Origin of the sequence: Phenylobacterium sp. (genome assembly GCF_044372605.1) — a bacterium.
Classification (GTDB): domain Bacteria; phylum Pseudomonadota; class Alphaproteobacteria; order Caulobacterales; family Caulobacteraceae; genus Phenylobacterium.
Map to the genome: position 1 here is coordinate 1 of NZ_JBILRO010000059.1, position 14,757 is coordinate 14,757.

The 14,757-nt window shown below is 65.9% G+C and carries 12 protein-coding genes; 10 read left to right on the top strand and 2 right to left on the bottom strand.

Annotated elements, in window-relative coordinates; genetic code table 11:
* The 4 genes from ACIQ42_RS07160 to ACIQ42_RS07175 form a co-directional block, all read left to right on the top strand.
* Positions 1–662 (top strand): NAD-dependent epimerase/dehydratase family protein (locus tag ACIQ42_RS07160; protein ID WP_397421522.1); only part of this gene is annotated, 662 nt, incomplete at its 5' end.
* 38 nt (positions 663–700) lie between these two features.
* Positions 701–1,771 carry a DUF3089 domain-containing protein gene (locus tag ACIQ42_RS07165; protein ID WP_397421523.1) on the top strand — a complete coding sequence of 357 codons (1,071 nt, stop codon included), beginning with the start codon at positions 701–703 and terminating at the stop codon, positions 1,769–1,771.
* 19 nt (positions 1,772–1,790) lie between these two features.
* On the top strand, positions 1,791–2,786 hold the full coding sequence (locus tag ACIQ42_RS07170) for an NADP-dependent oxidoreductase (RefSeq protein WP_397421524.1): 996 nt from the start codon (positions 1,791–1,793) through the stop codon (positions 2,784–2,786).
* Complete coding sequence (locus ACIQ42_RS07175; protein WP_397421525.1) at positions 2,787–3,878, top strand: M14 family metallopeptidase; 1,092 nt, start codon at positions 2,787–2,789, stop codon at positions 3,876–3,878. It begins immediately after the preceding gene.
* Here ACIQ42_RS07175 and recG read toward each other — a convergent pair.
* A complete protein-coding gene (gene recG, locus ACIQ42_RS07180) occupies positions 3,875–5,950 on the bottom strand; it encodes an ATP-dependent DNA helicase RecG (RefSeq protein ID WP_397421526.1) in 2,076 nt (691 codons plus the stop codon). The genes ACIQ42_RS07175 and recG overlap by 4 nt on opposite strands.
* A 59-nt stretch (positions 5,951–6,009) precedes the next feature.
* On the opposite strand from recG, the gene ACIQ42_RS07185 reads away from it, so the two are divergent.
* From ACIQ42_RS07185 to ACIQ42_RS07200, 4 genes are all read left to right on the top strand, one after another.
* Complete coding sequence (locus ACIQ42_RS07185; protein ID WP_397421527.1) at positions 6,010–6,291, top strand: succinate dehydrogenase assembly factor 2; 282 nt, start codon at positions 6,010–6,012, stop codon at positions 6,289–6,291.
* Positions 6,284–9,766 carry a transcription-repair coupling factor gene (gene mfd, locus ACIQ42_RS07190; protein WP_397421528.1) on the top strand — a complete coding sequence of 1,161 codons (3,483 nt, stop codon included), beginning with the start codon at positions 6,284–6,286 and terminating at the stop codon, positions 9,764–9,766. Before ACIQ42_RS07185 ends, mfd begins: the two co-directional genes overlap by 8 nt.
* A gap of 76 nt (positions 9,767–9,842) precedes the next feature.
* Positions 9,843–10,655: an SDR family oxidoreductase gene (locus ACIQ42_RS07195; protein ID WP_397421529.1), complete on the top strand. Its 813-nt coding sequence runs from the start codon at positions 9,843–9,845 to the stop codon at positions 10,653–10,655.
* 177 nt (positions 10,656–10,832) lie between these two features.
* On the top strand, positions 10,833–11,240 hold the full coding sequence (locus ACIQ42_RS07200) for a hypothetical protein (RefSeq protein WP_397421530.1): 408 nt from the start codon (positions 10,833–10,835) through the stop codon (positions 11,238–11,240).
* Here the strand turns inward: ACIQ42_RS07200 and ACIQ42_RS07205 are convergent.
* A complete protein-coding gene (locus ACIQ42_RS07205; protein WP_397421531.1) occupies positions 11,227–12,558 on the bottom strand; it encodes a diguanylate cyclase domain-containing protein in 1,332 nt (443 codons plus the stop codon). The genes ACIQ42_RS07200 and ACIQ42_RS07205 overlap by 14 nt on opposite strands.
* A 152-nt stretch (positions 12,559–12,710) precedes the next feature.
* Here ACIQ42_RS07205 and ACIQ42_RS07210 point away from each other — a divergent pair, with 152 nt between their 5' ends.
* Positions 12,711–13,442: an SDR family NAD(P)-dependent oxidoreductase gene (locus tag ACIQ42_RS07210; protein ID WP_397421532.1), complete on the top strand. Its 732-nt coding sequence runs from the start codon at positions 12,711–12,713 to the stop codon at positions 13,440–13,442.
* Positions 13,443–13,499: 57 nt separating this feature from the next.
* On the top strand, positions 13,500–14,612 hold the full coding sequence (locus ACIQ42_RS07215) for a CaiB/BaiF CoA transferase family protein (RefSeq protein ID WP_397421533.1): 1,113 nt from the start codon (positions 13,500–13,502) through the stop codon (positions 14,610–14,612).
* Positions 14,613–14,757: the final 145 nt, after the last annotated feature.

Consider the following 14,757-nt stretch of genomic DNA (forward strand, 5'->3'; position numbering starts at 1 on the left):
GGTTCGTCTACGCCTCGTCCGCAGCCACCTATGGCGCCGGCGAGCACGGGTTCGACGACGACAACAGCTATGAGGCGCTGGCGCGGCTGCAACCGCTCAACACCTACGGCTGGTCCAAGGCGCTGTTCGATCTGTTCGCCGCGCGCCAGGCGTCGCGCGACGACGCGCCCCCCCAGTGGGTGGGTCTCAAGTTCTTCAACGTCTACGGTCCGAACGAGGACCACAAACTCGCCATGCGTTCGGTCGCCTCGCAGATCTGGCCCAAGGTGAGCGAGGGTCAGACGGTCCAGCTCTTCCAGAGCTACCGCGCGGATGTGCCGCACGGCGGGCAGCAGCGTGACTTCGTCTATGTCCGGGATGTGGCGGATGTGGTGCGCTGGCTGCTGGAGAACCCCGATGTCAGCGGGATCTACAACCTGGGTTCGGGCCAGGCCCGCAGTTTCGAAGAGATGGCGCGCGAGGTCTTCAGGGCGGCCGGCAAGGCGCCCCTGATCGATTATACGCCCATGCCCTCGATGATCCGCGACAAGTACCAGTACTTCACGGAGGCGCGGATGGAGCGCCTGGCCCAGGCGGGCTATTCCGCCGGCCTGACCTCGCTTGAGGACGGCATCAGCGACTACGTCGGACGCTACCTCAGCCAGCCGGATCGTTACCGCTGACCATGGAGAGCCCCGTTCCACGCCGCCGGGGATGGCTGTTGCGAGGAGCCCTGGGGCTCCTGGCGCTGCTGGCGGCGGCGGTCTTCGCGTTCTGGGGCGATCTGGTTTCCACGGTGCTGGATCCGAAAGTGCCGTTCCAGATGTACAACCCGCCGCCTCAGCCGGATTACGCCCTGGCCAGCGCGTGGCACCTTCGGCCAGCGAGTGTATCGACCCGCCAGGCCGATATCTTCTTTGTGGCGCCCACCACCTATGACGGCGGTCGAAACTGGAACGCCCGGATCGACCATCCCGCGGCGGCGGCCCAGTTTCGCGAGGTGATTGCGCCCAACTATGTGGGGCCTTTCGTCGGCGTCGGTCGGGTTTTCGCCCCGCGCTACCGGCAAGCCAGCCTCTACAGCCTCACAACCCTGCGCGAAGACGCGCGGGAGGCGCGCCAGTTTGCCTACGCCGATGTGCGCCGGGCCTTCCGACACTATCTCGCCCGGGACAACGGCGGTCGGCCGTTTTACATCGTGGGTGTGGAGCAGGGCGGCACGCTGGCCATGCGGCTGCTCTCCGAGGAATTCGTCAACGATCCCCTGCTGGAGACCCGCCTGGTCGCGGCCTATCTGATCGAGACCATCGTGCCCGCCGAGAACCCGCCGCTGCTGCCTTGCGTCGAGCGGAGAGAGGCGGGCTGCCTCGCGGCCTGGGCCAGCGTGCGGGAGGGCGATTTCGAGGCATCCGCACACGTGCTGGATCGGGCGCTGGTCTGGAATGCCCAGGGCGAACTGGTGAACCTGAGCCCGCGCCCGGCCATGTGTTTCAACCCCCTGCTGGGCGCTGTGAGCGATCTGCCGGCGCCGGCGCGGCTGCATCTTGGCGCGGCGAACGCCACCGGGCTGGAGTGGGGCGCACGCCCTGCCTTCATGATGCGCAAGGTTTCGGCCCAATGCAGGAATGGCGTGCTTGTCGTGAGCCGACCCAGGTCCGTAGACCTGCAGCAACGCGGCAGCTGGGCGGATCGCCGGAAGGTTCCGGGGTTCAATCTGTTCTATGCGGATCTCGATGCCGACTCGAAGGCTCGCCTTGCAGCCTGGAATGCCCGACAACAGGGCCAACAATAGACCGACAGGGAAAGACGCCATGACCAACCGCCAGATCGTGCTGGATCGTCTGCCGCAGGGCGACAAGCTGGCTCCGGACCATTTTGCCCTGAAGGTGGCGGATCGCCCCGTGGCGGGCGATGGCGAGGTGCTGCTCAAGACCCGTTACATCTCGCTGGACGCCGCCAACCGCGCCTGGATGCAGGGTGCGACCTACCGTTCCGCGCTGAACTCCGGCCAGGTGATGGCGGGCGGTGGTCTCTCGGAGGTGCTGGTGTCTCACGTGCCGCACCTGAAGGCCGGCGATCTGGTCTTCGCCGATGCGGGTTGGCAGGAATATGCGGTCATGCCCGGCAAAAACCTCTCCGCGCTGCCGCCGCTCAAGCCCGAGACCCACCTGCTCAGCGTCTATGGCATAGCCGGCCTCACGGCCTACTTCGGGCTGCTGGAATGCGGACAGCCGAAAGCTGGCGAGACCGTGGTGGTGTCGGCCGCCGCCGGGTCGGTCGGCTCGATCGTGGGCCAGATCGCCAGGATCAAGGGGTGCCGTGTCGTCGGTATTGCCGGGGGCGAGGAAAAGGGTCGGTGGCTGACCGAGGAGCTCGGGTTCGACGCGGCGGTGGACTACAAATCCCCGGAATTCAAACGTCAGCTGCGCGCGGCTGTCCCCGATGGCATCGACGTCTATTTCGACAACACCGGCGGCGATGTGTTCGAGGCCTGCCTCTTCGCCATGAAGAATTTTGGTCGGATCGCGTGCTGCGGCGCTCTCTCGCAATACGACGGCGCGCCGCCGCCGCATGGGCCGCGGGGGATCCCTGGGTTGATCGTCACGAAGAGGCTGAACTTGCGGGGTTTCGTCGTCATGGACTTCGACGACAAGCGCGAGGCCGCGCTCGCAGATCTCCAGGCCTGGGTGGCCGATGGGCGCCTCAAGGTTCAGGAAGACATCCTCGAAGGCCTCGAGAGCCTTCCCGGCGCCTTGATCGGTCTGCTGGCCGGTGAGAACCGCGGCAAGCGCATGGTGAGGGTCTAGATGTCCGTCTTCAGCCCGACCTACGAAATTGCCCGACAGAAGTTTCGTGATGCGTCGGCGGGCGCAGGCGGCGCCCTGTCAAGCTACACCCACCCCGAACGAGGTCCCGACGGCGGTGAGCTGACGACGGATGTGGCGTGGTTTGGCCCAGCTGACGCGCAGGCGGTCCTTGTTCTTGTTTCGGCGACGCACGGGGTCGAGGGCCATTGCGGCTCGGGCGCACAGATTGACTGGATGCGAAGGGGCGAGGCGGCCCGTCTGGCGCCTGGCGTCGCCGCCCTGGTGGTCCACGGGCTGAACCCCTACGGCTTCGCCTGGAGCCGTCGTGTCACCCACGAGAATGTCGACCTCAATCGCAACTTCATCGACTTCTCCGCGCCGCTCCCTGCCAATCCGGAGTACGACCGGCTCGCCGAGGCTGTCACGCCGGCATCCTGGTCGGCGGAGGCCCAGGCCGCCTCGCGGGCCACCATCCTGGCCTATGCGCGCGAAAACGGGTTTCCCGCCATGGTGCAGGCCTTGAGCGGGGGCCAGTACGCTCACCCGGACGGGATATTCTACGGTGGCCGGTCGGAGACCTGGTCACGTCGGACCCTCCAGGCCATTTTCCGCGAGCGGCTGTCCGCCGCCTCCGACATCGGGATCATTGACTACCACACGGGCCTGGGTCCGGTCGGCTATGCAGAGCAGATTGTCAGCGCCGGGCCTGAGACAGAGGCCTACCGTCGCGCCGCCGCCTGGCACGGGGCGGCCGCCGCCAGCATTGACGGGGGTGATTCGGTTTCGGCCAAGCTGGCCGGCGACTGGCTGGGCGCCATTCCGGGGTTTCTGTCGCACGCCTGCGTCACGGGCATCGCGCTGGAGTATGGCACCGTCGACACCACCAAGGTGATGGACGCCCTGCGTGCCGACAACTGGCTGCACGCGCGTGGCGATCCGCTGGGTCCCGACGCGGCCGGGATCAAGGCGCAGATTCGCGCCGCCTTCTATGTTGATGATGACCTTTGGCGCGGCATGGTGCTGGGCCAGTCGTTGATCGCCGCGCGGCAGGCTGCGGCCGGACTGAAGCGTGCGATCACCGGGTCGCGCTAACCTGCGTCCCTCAATCCGGCTCCGGCCTTCCAGTCAAAGAGTTCCTGCAGGGTCCTGAGCGCCAGCCCGCGTTGGCTGGTCAGGTCCGGGTCGCGGGCGATGATCAGTCGCGCGTCATCGCCGGCCACGGCGATCAGGTCCCGATGCGCAAAGGCGTCAACGAAGACATAGTCGGGCAGGCCGGACTGGCGAAGGCCCAGCGCATCGCCGCCGCCTCGCAGTTCAAGATCCCGCTCCGCAATCAGGAACCCGTCGTCGGTGCGGCGCAGGATGTCGAGGCGTTGTTGCGCGGTCTCTGACAGGGGGGGATCATACAGCAACACACACGCGCTCTCGCGAGCGCCGCGCCCCACGCGGCCCCTGAGCTGATGCAGTTGCGCCAGGCCGAAGCGCTCCGCCTGCTCGATCACCATGATCGTGGCGTTCGGTACATTGACGCCGACTTCCACCACCGTGGTCGCCACCAGCACCGACAGCTTCCCGTCGGCGAAGTCGGCCATCACGGCGTCTTTCTCGGCAGCCGGCATCTTGCCGTGCACCAGGCCTACCCCGGCGCCGATCACCTCACGGAGCGCGATCACCCGCATTTCCGCGGCGGCCAGATCACTGAGCTCGGATTCCGAGACCAGAGGACAGATCCAGAAGGCCTGCGCCCCACCGGCGGCGGCGTCTTTCAGGCGCGCAACGACCTCGTCCAGCCGGTTCATCGGCGCCGCCCGCGTGGCGACCGGCGTACGGCCGGGCGGCTTCTCCTCGATGCGGCTGACGTCGAGGTCGCCGTACATCGTCAGTTCCAGGGTCCGCGGAATGGGTGTGGCGGACATCGCGATGACGTGGACGCTCTCGCCCTTCGCCTGCAGTCGTTGCCGCTCCGCCACCCCGAACCGGTGCTGCTCGTCAATCACCGCCATCTGCAGGTTCTGGAAGACCACGTCGTCCTGGAACAACGCGTGTGTGCCCACCGCCACCTTGATCGCTCCGGTGGCGAGCCCCCTCAGCTTTTCGGCGCGCGCGGCGCCCTTGTCGCGACCGGTCAGCAGGATCACCCCGATGCCGTGCGCCGCCAGCGGACCGGAAATCGTTTCAAAGTGTTGCCGGGCCAGGATCTCGGTAGGCGCCATCAGGGCGTTCTGGGCGCCGGCTCGCGCCACATCGGCCATGGCGCACATGGCCACCACCGTCTTGCCCGATCCGACGTCGCCCTGAACCAGTCGGCTCATGCGTTCGCCGGCGATCAGATCGCTCCTGATCTCGTGCAGCGCGCGGTCCTGTGCGGCGGTGAAGCGGAAGGGCAGACCGGCGCGTATCCGGTCGCCCAGATCACCCATCACAATCCGCGCAGCGGGCTCCCGCCGCCGCGCCGCCTTGCGCTGGGCCATCGCCAGCTGATGCGCCAGCAACTCATCATAGGCCAGCCGCCGCCGATGGCGGCTGAGCGGGGAGAGGTCCGCCTCGTTCTGCGGGGCGTGCAGGCGCTCCAGCGCCTCTCGCCAGGCCGGAAACTGCTCCCGCGCCAGCCAGGCCGGGTCCTGCCACTCAGGCAACTCCGGCGCGCGCGACTGGGCCTCCACGACGAACCCGCGCACCCGGCGTGGCGGCAGGCCCTCGGTGGCCGGATAGATCGGTTCGACCTGCGGAATGTCTCCGGCCTTTTCCGGCGCCACCATGTAGTCCGGATGCACCATCTGCAGGCCGTATTGGGAAAGCTCGACCTTTCCCGATACGACCCGGCGCGCATTGACCGGATGGCGCTGTTCAAGCTGGCTGCCATAGGCGCCGAAGAACACCAGGCTCATGAACCCGGTCTGATCGAATACCCTTATGCGTGTAGGCCGGGCGGCGGATCGGGAAATCTGCAGGGACTCCACCACCACCTCGAAGGTCATCACTTCGCCGTCCAGCGCCGCCGAGATCACCGAAGGCGTCCGCCGGACGACAGAGTGCGGCTGCAGCCACAGGACATCGCGCACCAGCGGTCCTGCCAGGCGTTCCAGCAACGGCGCCACGCGCGGACCCACGCCCTTCAGGGACGTGACCGGCGAGAACAACGGGAAAAGAATCTCAGGCCGCATGATTAAACGATAGTCGACTGGCGCACAGGCTCGCGCCGCTCTATATCCGCCAGCTCTCGATGAGCAGCAACGAAGCACGCCACAAGAAGTTGAAACTCCGCGCCTGGCGGCGGGGTTTCCGGGAAGCGGATCTCATCCTGGGACCGTTCGCGGATTTACACGTCTCGTCGCTGAGCGCCGCGGACCTGGACCTGTTCGAGGAATTGCTCGATCAGCCGGACCACGACCTTTACGGCTGGATCCTGGAGCGCATGCCCACGCCGGCCGCCTTCGACGGCCCCCTGATGGATCGGCTGAAGGCCTATCGCGACATTGCGCACAAGGCGATCGGGAATGGCTGACGGGAATCGGCCCGCCAGTCAGGCCCAGCTCAGACGCGTCGCCGATGATCCGGGCGGCCTGGACCTCGTCGGCGCGCCCGAGGGCTTTGACGCCCTGGTGCTGGCCGAGCTGGTGCGGGCGAGGGGCGGGCTGTCCGTGTTCGTGGCCCGTGACGCCGGGCGGCTGTCGGCCTTCGTGGACGCTTTTCAGTTCTTCGGTCAGGGGATCGAGATCCTGACCCTGCCGGCCTGGGATTGCCTGCCATATGACCGCGTCGGCCCGTCGGCGGGCGTATCGGCCCAGCGGATGGCGACGCTGTCCAGACTGGCGGACGGATTGGACGCCAAACCGCGCCTGCTGGTGACCACGGTCCCGGCCATGATCCAGCGGGTTCCACCGCTGGAGGCCGTAAAGCGGGCCAGCTATTCCGCGCGCGGCGGCAACACCGTCGAGATCGCCGACCTCGAGGCCTATTTCTCGGTCAACGGCTACAGCCGGGCCTCCACCGTGTCCGAGAAAGGCGAATTCGCTATTCGGGGCGGCGTCATCGACGTATTCCCGCCCGGGGCGGACGAACCGGTACGTCTCGACCTGTTTGGCGACACGCTCGAATCTATCCGCGCCTTTGATCCCGAGACCCAGCGTTCAACGAAGCAGTTGAAGGAAGTGTCGCTGAAGCCGGTCAGCGAGGCCCTGCTCGATAAGGAGAGCATCAGCCGCTTCCGGACCGGATATCTGGAAACCTTCGGCGCACCTGGCGGCGACCCGCTCTACGACACCGTCTCCGCCGGCGGGCGTCGCGCCGGCATGGAGCACTACCTGCCGCTGTTCTACCCGGGACTGGCGACGGTGTTCGACTATCTGCCGGCCAATACCGCCATCACCCTGGATCACCTGGCCCGCGAGGCCCGTGAAGAGCGACTGGCGATGATCCGGGACGCCTTCGATGCGCGTGCCAACGTCGAGCGCAAGGGCCACTACCATCCGCTCGAGCCCGCGCGGCTCTATCTGGAAGACGCCGAATGGGCCCAGGCCCTGGCGGTGCGCGCGACCCGCCGCCTTTCCTCATTCAACGAGGCCGGGGGCGAGGCCGTCATCGACATGGGTGCCCGCGCCGGCCGCAACTTCTCCGCCGAGCGCAAGCTGGACAGCGTCAATCTCTTTGAAGCCACGGTGGATCACGCCAGGGCGCTGTCGGCTGGCGGAAAGCGCGTGCTCTTCGCCTCATGGTCGGACGGATCGTCGGACCGGCTCATGCACATGCTGTCCGACCATGGCCTGAAGACCCTGCCTTTGGCGCCCTACTGGGACGCCGCCCGCGCCGCCGATCCCAAGACGCCTCAGCGGGTCGTTCTGCCCCTGGACTACGGTTTCGAGACCGATACCCTGGCGGTGATATCCGAGACCGATATCCTCGGTGACCGGCTTGCCCGACCGCGCAAGCGCCGCCGCGCCGCGAATTTCCTGGCGGAGGCCTCGGCCCTCACGCCGGGGGATCTGGTCGTCCACATCGACCACGGGATTGCGCGCTACGTGGGCTTGAAGACCCTGGATGTGCAGGGCGCGCCACACGACACCCTGGAACTCCAGTACGGCGGTGACGCCAAGCTTTATCTGCCTGTCGAGAACATCGACCTGCTGACCCGTTACGGCGCTGAAGGGGAGGGCGTGCAGCTCGACCGGCTGGGCGGGGCGGCCTGGCAGGCCCGCAAGGCCAAGGCAAAGGAGCGTCTGCGTGAGATGGCCGATGGCCTGATCCGCATCGCCGCCGAGCGCGCAATGCGCGTCACCGATCCTGTAGAGCCGCCCAGCGGCCTGTTCGACGAATTCTGCGCCCGTTTCCCCTACGAGGAGACCGACGACCAGCTGTCCGCCATCGGCGATGTGCTGGAGGATCTGGGCGCCGGCAAGCCGATGGATCGTCTGATCTGCGGCGACGTCGGGTTCGGCAAGACCGAGGTGGCGCTGAGGGCCGCCTTTGTCGTGGCGATGAGCGGCCAGCAGGTCGCTGTGGTGGCGCCGACCACCCTGCTGGCCCGCCAGCATTTCAAGACCTTCTCCGAGCGGTTCCAGGGCTGGCCGGTAAAGGTCTGCCGCCTGTCACGTCTGGTGCCCACCAAGGAAGCCAACGAGGCGCGCGAAGGCCTGGCGAAGGGCGAGATCGAGATTGTCATCGGTACCCACGCGGTGCTGTCCAAGCAGGTCAACTTCGCCAACCTGGGACTGGTGATCGTCGACGAGGAGCAACACTTCGGGGTCAAGCACAAGGAGAAGCTCAAGGGGCTTCGTGCCGATGTGCACATGCTGACCCTGACCGCCACACCGATCCCGCGCACACTCCAGATGTCGCTGAGCGGGATCCGCGAGATGTCGATCATCGCGACACCGCCCGTGGACCGTCTCGCGGTGCGCACCTACATCACACCCTGGGACCCCGTGGTCCTGCGCGAAGCCCTGCTGCGCGAAAAGTATCGCGGCGGGCAGGCCTACTTTGTTGCGCCCCGGATCAGCGATCTGCCCGATCTCGAGCGGTTCATTCGCGAGCAGGTGCCCGAGGTCAAGTTCGTGGTGGGCCATGGCCAGATGGCGCCGACCCAGCTCGAAGACGTGATGAGCGCTTTCTACGAGGGGCAGTACGATGTCCTGCTCTCCACGACGATCGTGGAAAGCGGCCTGGATATCCCCACCGCCAACACCCTGATCATCCATCGCGCCGATATGTTCGGCCTGGCGCAACTCTATCAGTTGCGGGGCCGGGTGGGCCGGTCCAAGGCGCGGGCCTATGCCTACATGACCACGCCGGCCGAGAAGCAGGTCACGCTTTCGGCCGAGCGACGCCTGAAGGTGCTTCAGTCGCTGGACAGTCTGGGCGCCGGGTTCCAGCTGGCCAGTCACGATCTGGACATCCGGGGCGGCGGCAACCTGCTGGGCGAGGAGCAGTCGGGCCATATCCGCGAGATCGGCGTCGAGCTCTATCAGCAGATGCTGGAAGACGCCGTCAACGAGCTGCGCGCCCGCGTCGGCGCGGAGGAGGTTGCCGACCGGGGCTGGTCGCCGCAGATCAATACCGGCGCCGCCGTGCTTATCCCGGAGGACTACGTTCCGGACCTCAACGTGCGCCTCTCGCTTTACCGTCGTCTGTCTGACGCCGAGAAGTCTGCGGATCGTGAGGCCCTGGCGGCCGAACTCATCGACCGGTTTGGACCTTTGCCGCCGGAAGCCGGCCAGCTGCTCAAGGTCGTGGCGATCAAGGGTCTGTGCCGCGAGGCCAATGTTTCCAAGATCGATGTCGGGCCGAAGGGCGCGGTCGTCACCTTCCGCAACGACGACTTCAAGAACCCGGCCGGTCTGGTGGGCTTCATCGCGAAAAATCAGGTGGCCTGGCGGATTCGTCCGGACAACAAGGTTGTGGTCAAGGGCGAGTGGGAAACCCCCAGGCAGCGCCTGGATGCGGCCGAGCGGGTGCTGAGCGAACTGGCGAAGCTGGCGGCCTGACGGGCGCCGTGACGTCAAGGGTGATCCGGCCGCGGTTCGGGTCTAACGTCGGTCACCACCATCTCCGGAGCCCGCCATGCCCACTGATCGCAAAGCCATCTTCATCACCGGTGCGGCCAGCGGCATCGGCCTCGCGGCTGCCAAACGCTTTGCCGCCGAAGGCTGGCTGGTCGGGCTGTCTGACATCGACGGCCCTGGCCTCAAGACGGCGCTGGCGGCCATCGGCGGCGACAACGCCGGCTTTACCGTCGTCCACGATGTCCGGAAGGAAGACGAGTGGGAACGCGCACTCGACGCCTTCATGGAAGCCAGCGGCGGGCGGCTGGATGTGTTGCTCAACAACGCCGGCATCGCCCGCTACGGCTGGTTCACCGAACAGGGTCGCGCTGATTTCGACGATCAGATCGACATCAACCTGCGCGGCGTGATCCTCGGCGCCTACCTCGGTCACGAACGCCTCAAGCACACGCCCGGCTCGCGCCTGATCAACATAGCTTCCCTAGCGTCACTTTCCGGATCCCCGAGGCTGGCCGTCTACTCCGCCACCAAGTTCGCCGTCCGCGGCCTCTCGGAAGCCCTGGACATCGAGTTCATGCGCTCCGGCGTTCGGGTCTCCTGCGTTGAGCCCACGGTGATCGAGACACCCCTTCTGGACAAGGCATCGGTGCCGGGAGGCCCCAACTTCCGTGAAGCCATCAACCAGGGAATGGGCGGCGGCCTTCCGGTGGAGCAGGCCGCCGAGGTGATCTGGCGCGCGGCCCACGATGACGCGCTCCATTACCCCGTCGGCGAAGCGCCCGAGGCGATGCTTCAGGAAATCCTGCCCCGCATCGAGGAAACCCGGACGCGCTGGGCCGAAATGTTCAAGGCCGGTCTGGTCACCAACTGACAGCGGCCCGGGAGAACCTGCCCGCTTCAGATGAACTCAACTAGATCCGATAAACAGCCTGTTTGTCTAAAATTCACCGCGTAACAGTTCGGTTGGTTCAGACGATTTTCATCGCCGCAGTGCAAGAAGAGCCACCATCCGGGCGGGGTCAGACTCCGCCAACCTTGAGGATCCTGCATGCGCGTACTTCTGATGACCCTGATCGGGGCCGCGGGGCTGATGTCCGCAACCCCACCGGCCTACGCCCAGACCGTCGCCGACAAGACCGACGCGCGGTGCGTGATTGCGCTGACGTTCGCTGGCCGGGATCCGAAGGACGCCCCCAAGGCGCAACAGGGCATATTCTACTTTCTCGGCAAGATGGAAGGACGCGGGGCTACGTCCAGGCTTGAAGGGTTGATGCTGTCGGAAAGCAAGACCCTCAACACCGGCCCCCTGGTGCAAGCCGAACTCACCCGGTGCGGTGAAGAATTGACCCGTCGGGCAACGGCCCTGGGCGCAATGTTCCAGCGCCTTCAGGCCACCCGCCCAGCCCAGCCCGCAGGTGCGGCGCCTCAGCCCAAGTCAGCGGTCAACCCGTCCTGAGGGGTTGCGCCATGGCGGCAGCCTGCTCCAGCGCCCGACCCACGCCTTCGGGCGACGGCACCTCGGCCACACCGAGTTCGAAGTCGATGACAAAGGGCGTGGCGCCTTGCCCAGCTTCAAAAGCGGTGCAGCCAATCACCGCAGCGATGCGTTCGCCTGCCGCGCGGGCTGATTGCAGGCTGGTAGCCGGTAGCGCCAAAGCGAACACCTCCGGCGCCAGGCGCGCGGCGGTGTCCTCGACGCGGACGAGGCGGCCGATCATGGATCCGATCTGAGGGATAGCCCGGGCCACCCAGCCGCCGGCTCTTGGCGCCTGCAGATCAGGTCTTTCGGAGACCTTGAGCATGCAAACACTGAGCGCGCGGTTCCTAGCTTCACCACTTCGGGCCAACCGCATCAGGTGGCTGGCGAACAGGTCACGCGTAAACAATCCTGTAGCGGCATCCATCAGCCCGGAAGTGCGAGCGCGCTCAAGCGCTGCCCTGACCGACTTTTGTCGACGAAACGCCCGGGCCAGTTCCACCACGCGCAAGGCCGTAGCTGTTTCAGGGGTCTCGGGCGAGGCAACGTCAGAGATCCCGCGCTGGTAGGCCTCCGAGGCGGTGATCACCGAGTGCGCCTTGATGTAGAGGAGCGCTGGCGTGTGATAGAGGCGTGTATTGCGGCGGAGCCCGGCGGCGATGGACAGGGCTTCGTGCGGGTTTTCTCCGGCCCAAAGCACCACCGCGTCAAATGGCTTCTCATGCAGATAGTCAAACGCAGTGAAGGCGGTGAAGGCGCCCACCACCTCTGCGCCATTCCGAGTCAGCGCATTGGACAGGGCCAGAAACTGCGGGGCGGGCTCGCCAATAGCCAGGACACGATAGGGGGAGGCGTCGATCTCCGGGGTCTCAAGGTTGTGGCCACGTTCCGCAAATGTCTCGAATCGGACGTCGAACTCCTCCTCGGCGACAGCAGTGCGGACCAGCGACTCCAGTCGCATCACAGCTTGAGCCGGGTCGATCGGGCCGCTGAGAACGAGGTCGTAACCACGATCCTTCTGAAAGGGATCCGGCGCGCTCATGGCCAGAATTGGAAGCTTGCGAGGCGCGCATGCAGTCCGCAGTCGTGTCGCCAGACCCACCGCCTCGTCACCAAGGCCTGCGAGGTCCACGATTGCCGCCTCTATCTGGAGATCGGCCAGCGCGGAGGCTGCAGCTGCTTCGTGGCGCGCCGTGATCGTGCGCCAGCCCAGCCGGTCAAGACCCTCGGCCAAGGCGCCAGCCAGAGTATCGTCGCGCGCGACAATCAGAACCCGGGCATTGATCCCTGCCGTCATCTCTCCATCCCATAGCGGCCAAATGGATCCACAGTTGAGGAATCATTGGAGGCCGGAATCAGGCACTCATAGCGTATCCCTGGTTGCGGAAGCATTTCATTGTGAAGGAGTGGGCAGTGTCGGGCGGAAATCTATCTGGAAGTGTGGCCGTCGTGACCGGAGCCAGTGGCGGTCTGGGCACACATTTTGTACAGCTCCTCGCCGACAGTGGTGCTGCGGTGGCCCTAACAGCGCGGCGGTTGGAAAAGATCCAGGCGCAGGCCGACGCCCTGACCAAAGCGGGCGTGCGTGCGATCGCCGTTCGGATGGACGTGGCGGATGCGGCCTCAATTGGCCCCATCCTGGACCAGATCCAGGGTGAACTTGGACCTATGAATATCCTTGTGAACAATGCGGGCGTCGGTGGCGAAGGTCTGGCGCTGGATGTTTCCATCGAGGATTTCGACGCCGCGTTTGCAGTCAATACCCGGGGAACCTTCTTCGCAGCCCGGGAGGCAGCGCGGCGGATGATTGCCGGCGGGATCGAAGGGCGGATCCTGAACATCGCCTCCATTGCCAGTCACACTGTGCTACCAGGCCTCTCAGCCTATTGCGGGTCGAAAGCCGCGACGGCGATGATGACCCGCAGCCTGGCGCGCGAGTGGGCGCGACGAGGGATCGCGGTCAACGCCCTTTGCCCTGGGTACATCGAGACCGCCATCAACGACACCTGGTGGCCGACAGAGGGCGGGCAGCGCCAACTCAAGGGCTTTCCTCGCCGCCGCCTGATGGAGGCCTCTGACCTCGACGCGGCGTTCATGATGCTGGTGGGCCCAGCGGCGAGGGCCATGACGGGTAGCATAGTCACCGTCGACGATGGGCAGTCATTGCCCGGCGGCGGCTAGGCCTTGGCTGACCAAAGGGCAGGGCGCCTAGACCAAACAAGGATTTCGGAGGACATCATGCGCCAGGGCCCGCTTACCGGTTTGAAGATCGTAGAGTTCGCGGGAATCGGCCCAGGCCCGTTTTGTGGCATGCTCTTGTCAGACCTTGGGGCCGATGTGGTGCGGGTAGATCGCAAGGGCGGTCGAGGCGGCGCGCCGTCTGACATTACCGCACGCGGTCGCCGCTCGGTCGCTCTGGATCTGAAGACGCCAGAGGCGGTTGAGGCGTGCCTGAAGCTCATGGCCTCGGCCGACGGGATCATAGAGGGGTTCCGACCCGGCGTGATGGAACGCCTCGGCCTGGGTCCGGATGTGGCGCTCAAGCGTAACCCCCGGCTGGTCTATGGCCGCATGACTGGATGGGGTCAGACCGGCCCATATGCCAATGCGGCCGGCCACGACATGAACTACATCGCCATCACTGGCGCGCTGCACGCTATTGGCACCAAGGACAAGCCAGTTCCGCCTTTGAACCTGGTCGGCGATTTTGGCGGCGGCGCTCTCTATCTTGCGTTTGGCCTAATGGCCGGGATCATTCATGCGCGGGAAACTGGCAAAGGCCAGGTCATTGATTGCGCCATGAGCGACGGATCGGCCTCCTTGATGGCCATGTTCTACGGCATGAAGGCTTCCGGCATCTGGCAGGAGGAACGTCGTGCCAATCTGCTTGATGGCGGGGCTCACTTCTACGACACCTACCAATGCTCTGACGGAAAGTGGGTCTCCATCGGCTCTATCGAACCGCAGTTTTACGCCCTTTTGCTGGAGAAGACAGGCATCACCGATCCCGATTTCCAACGGCAGATGGATCGATCGATATGGCCTGACCTGCGCGAGAAACTGGCCGCTGTGTTCGCCACAAAGACCCAGGCAGAGTGGACGACAATCATGGCGGCAACGGATGTCTGTTTTGCGCCGGTGCTGGATCTGGACGAAGCGCCAAACCATCCGCACAACGCCTCGCGCCAGACCTTCGTGCAGCTGGGAGGGGTCACCCAGCCCGCGCCTGCGCCACGCTTTTCAGAGACCCCCGGCGTCATTCAGGGACCGCCCCCCGCTATCGGCGCGCACAACACCGAAGCCTTGGCCGACTGGGGCTTTACGGAGGCCGAGATCGCGGCGCTTGCCTGAGGCCGCGCTGTTCGCGTGCCTGACGCGCGTGTTCAGCCCCGGTTCAGCGACGACTGCCTAAATCTTTGACCGGATCGGGCGTCGCATTCTCCCGTCCCTCGAAGCGGCGGCCGGTCCGGATGGACGCAAACTCCCATCGGCGGGG

Excerpts from the sequence above, each read along its gene's own strand:
- ACIQ42_RS07170 (WP_397421524.1), top strand. The coding sequence starts at position 1,791 with ATGACCAACCGCCAGATCGTGCTGGATCGTCTGCCGCAGGGCGACAAG.
- ACIQ42_RS07175 (WP_397421525.1), top strand. The coding sequence starts at position 2,787 with ATGTCCGTCTTCAGCCCGACCTACGAAATTGCCCGACAGAAGTTTCGT.
- recG (WP_397421526.1), bottom strand. The coding sequence starts at position 5,950 with ATGCGGCCTGAGATTCTTTTCCCGTTGTTCTCGCCGGTCACGTCCCTG.
- ACIQ42_RS07185 (WP_397421527.1), top strand. The coding sequence starts at position 6,010 with ATGAGCAGCAACGAAGCACGCCACAAGAAGTTGAAACTCCGCGCCTGG.
- mfd (WP_397421528.1), top strand. The coding sequence starts at position 6,284 with ATGGCTGACGGGAATCGGCCCGCCAGTCAGGCCCAGCTCAGACGCGTC.
- ACIQ42_RS07195 (WP_397421529.1), top strand. The coding sequence starts at position 9,843 with ATGCCCACTGATCGCAAAGCCATCTTCATCACCGGTGCGGCCAGCGGC.
- ACIQ42_RS07200 (WP_397421530.1), top strand. The coding sequence starts at position 10,833 with ATGCGCGTACTTCTGATGACCCTGATCGGGGCCGCGGGGCTGATGTCC.
- ACIQ42_RS07205 (WP_397421531.1), bottom strand. The coding sequence starts at position 12,558 with ATGACGGCAGGGATCAATGCCCGGGTTCTGATTGTCGCGCGCGACGAT.
- ACIQ42_RS07215 (WP_397421533.1), top strand. The coding sequence starts at position 13,500 with ATGCGCCAGGGCCCGCTTACCGGTTTGAAGATCGTAGAGTTCGCGGGA.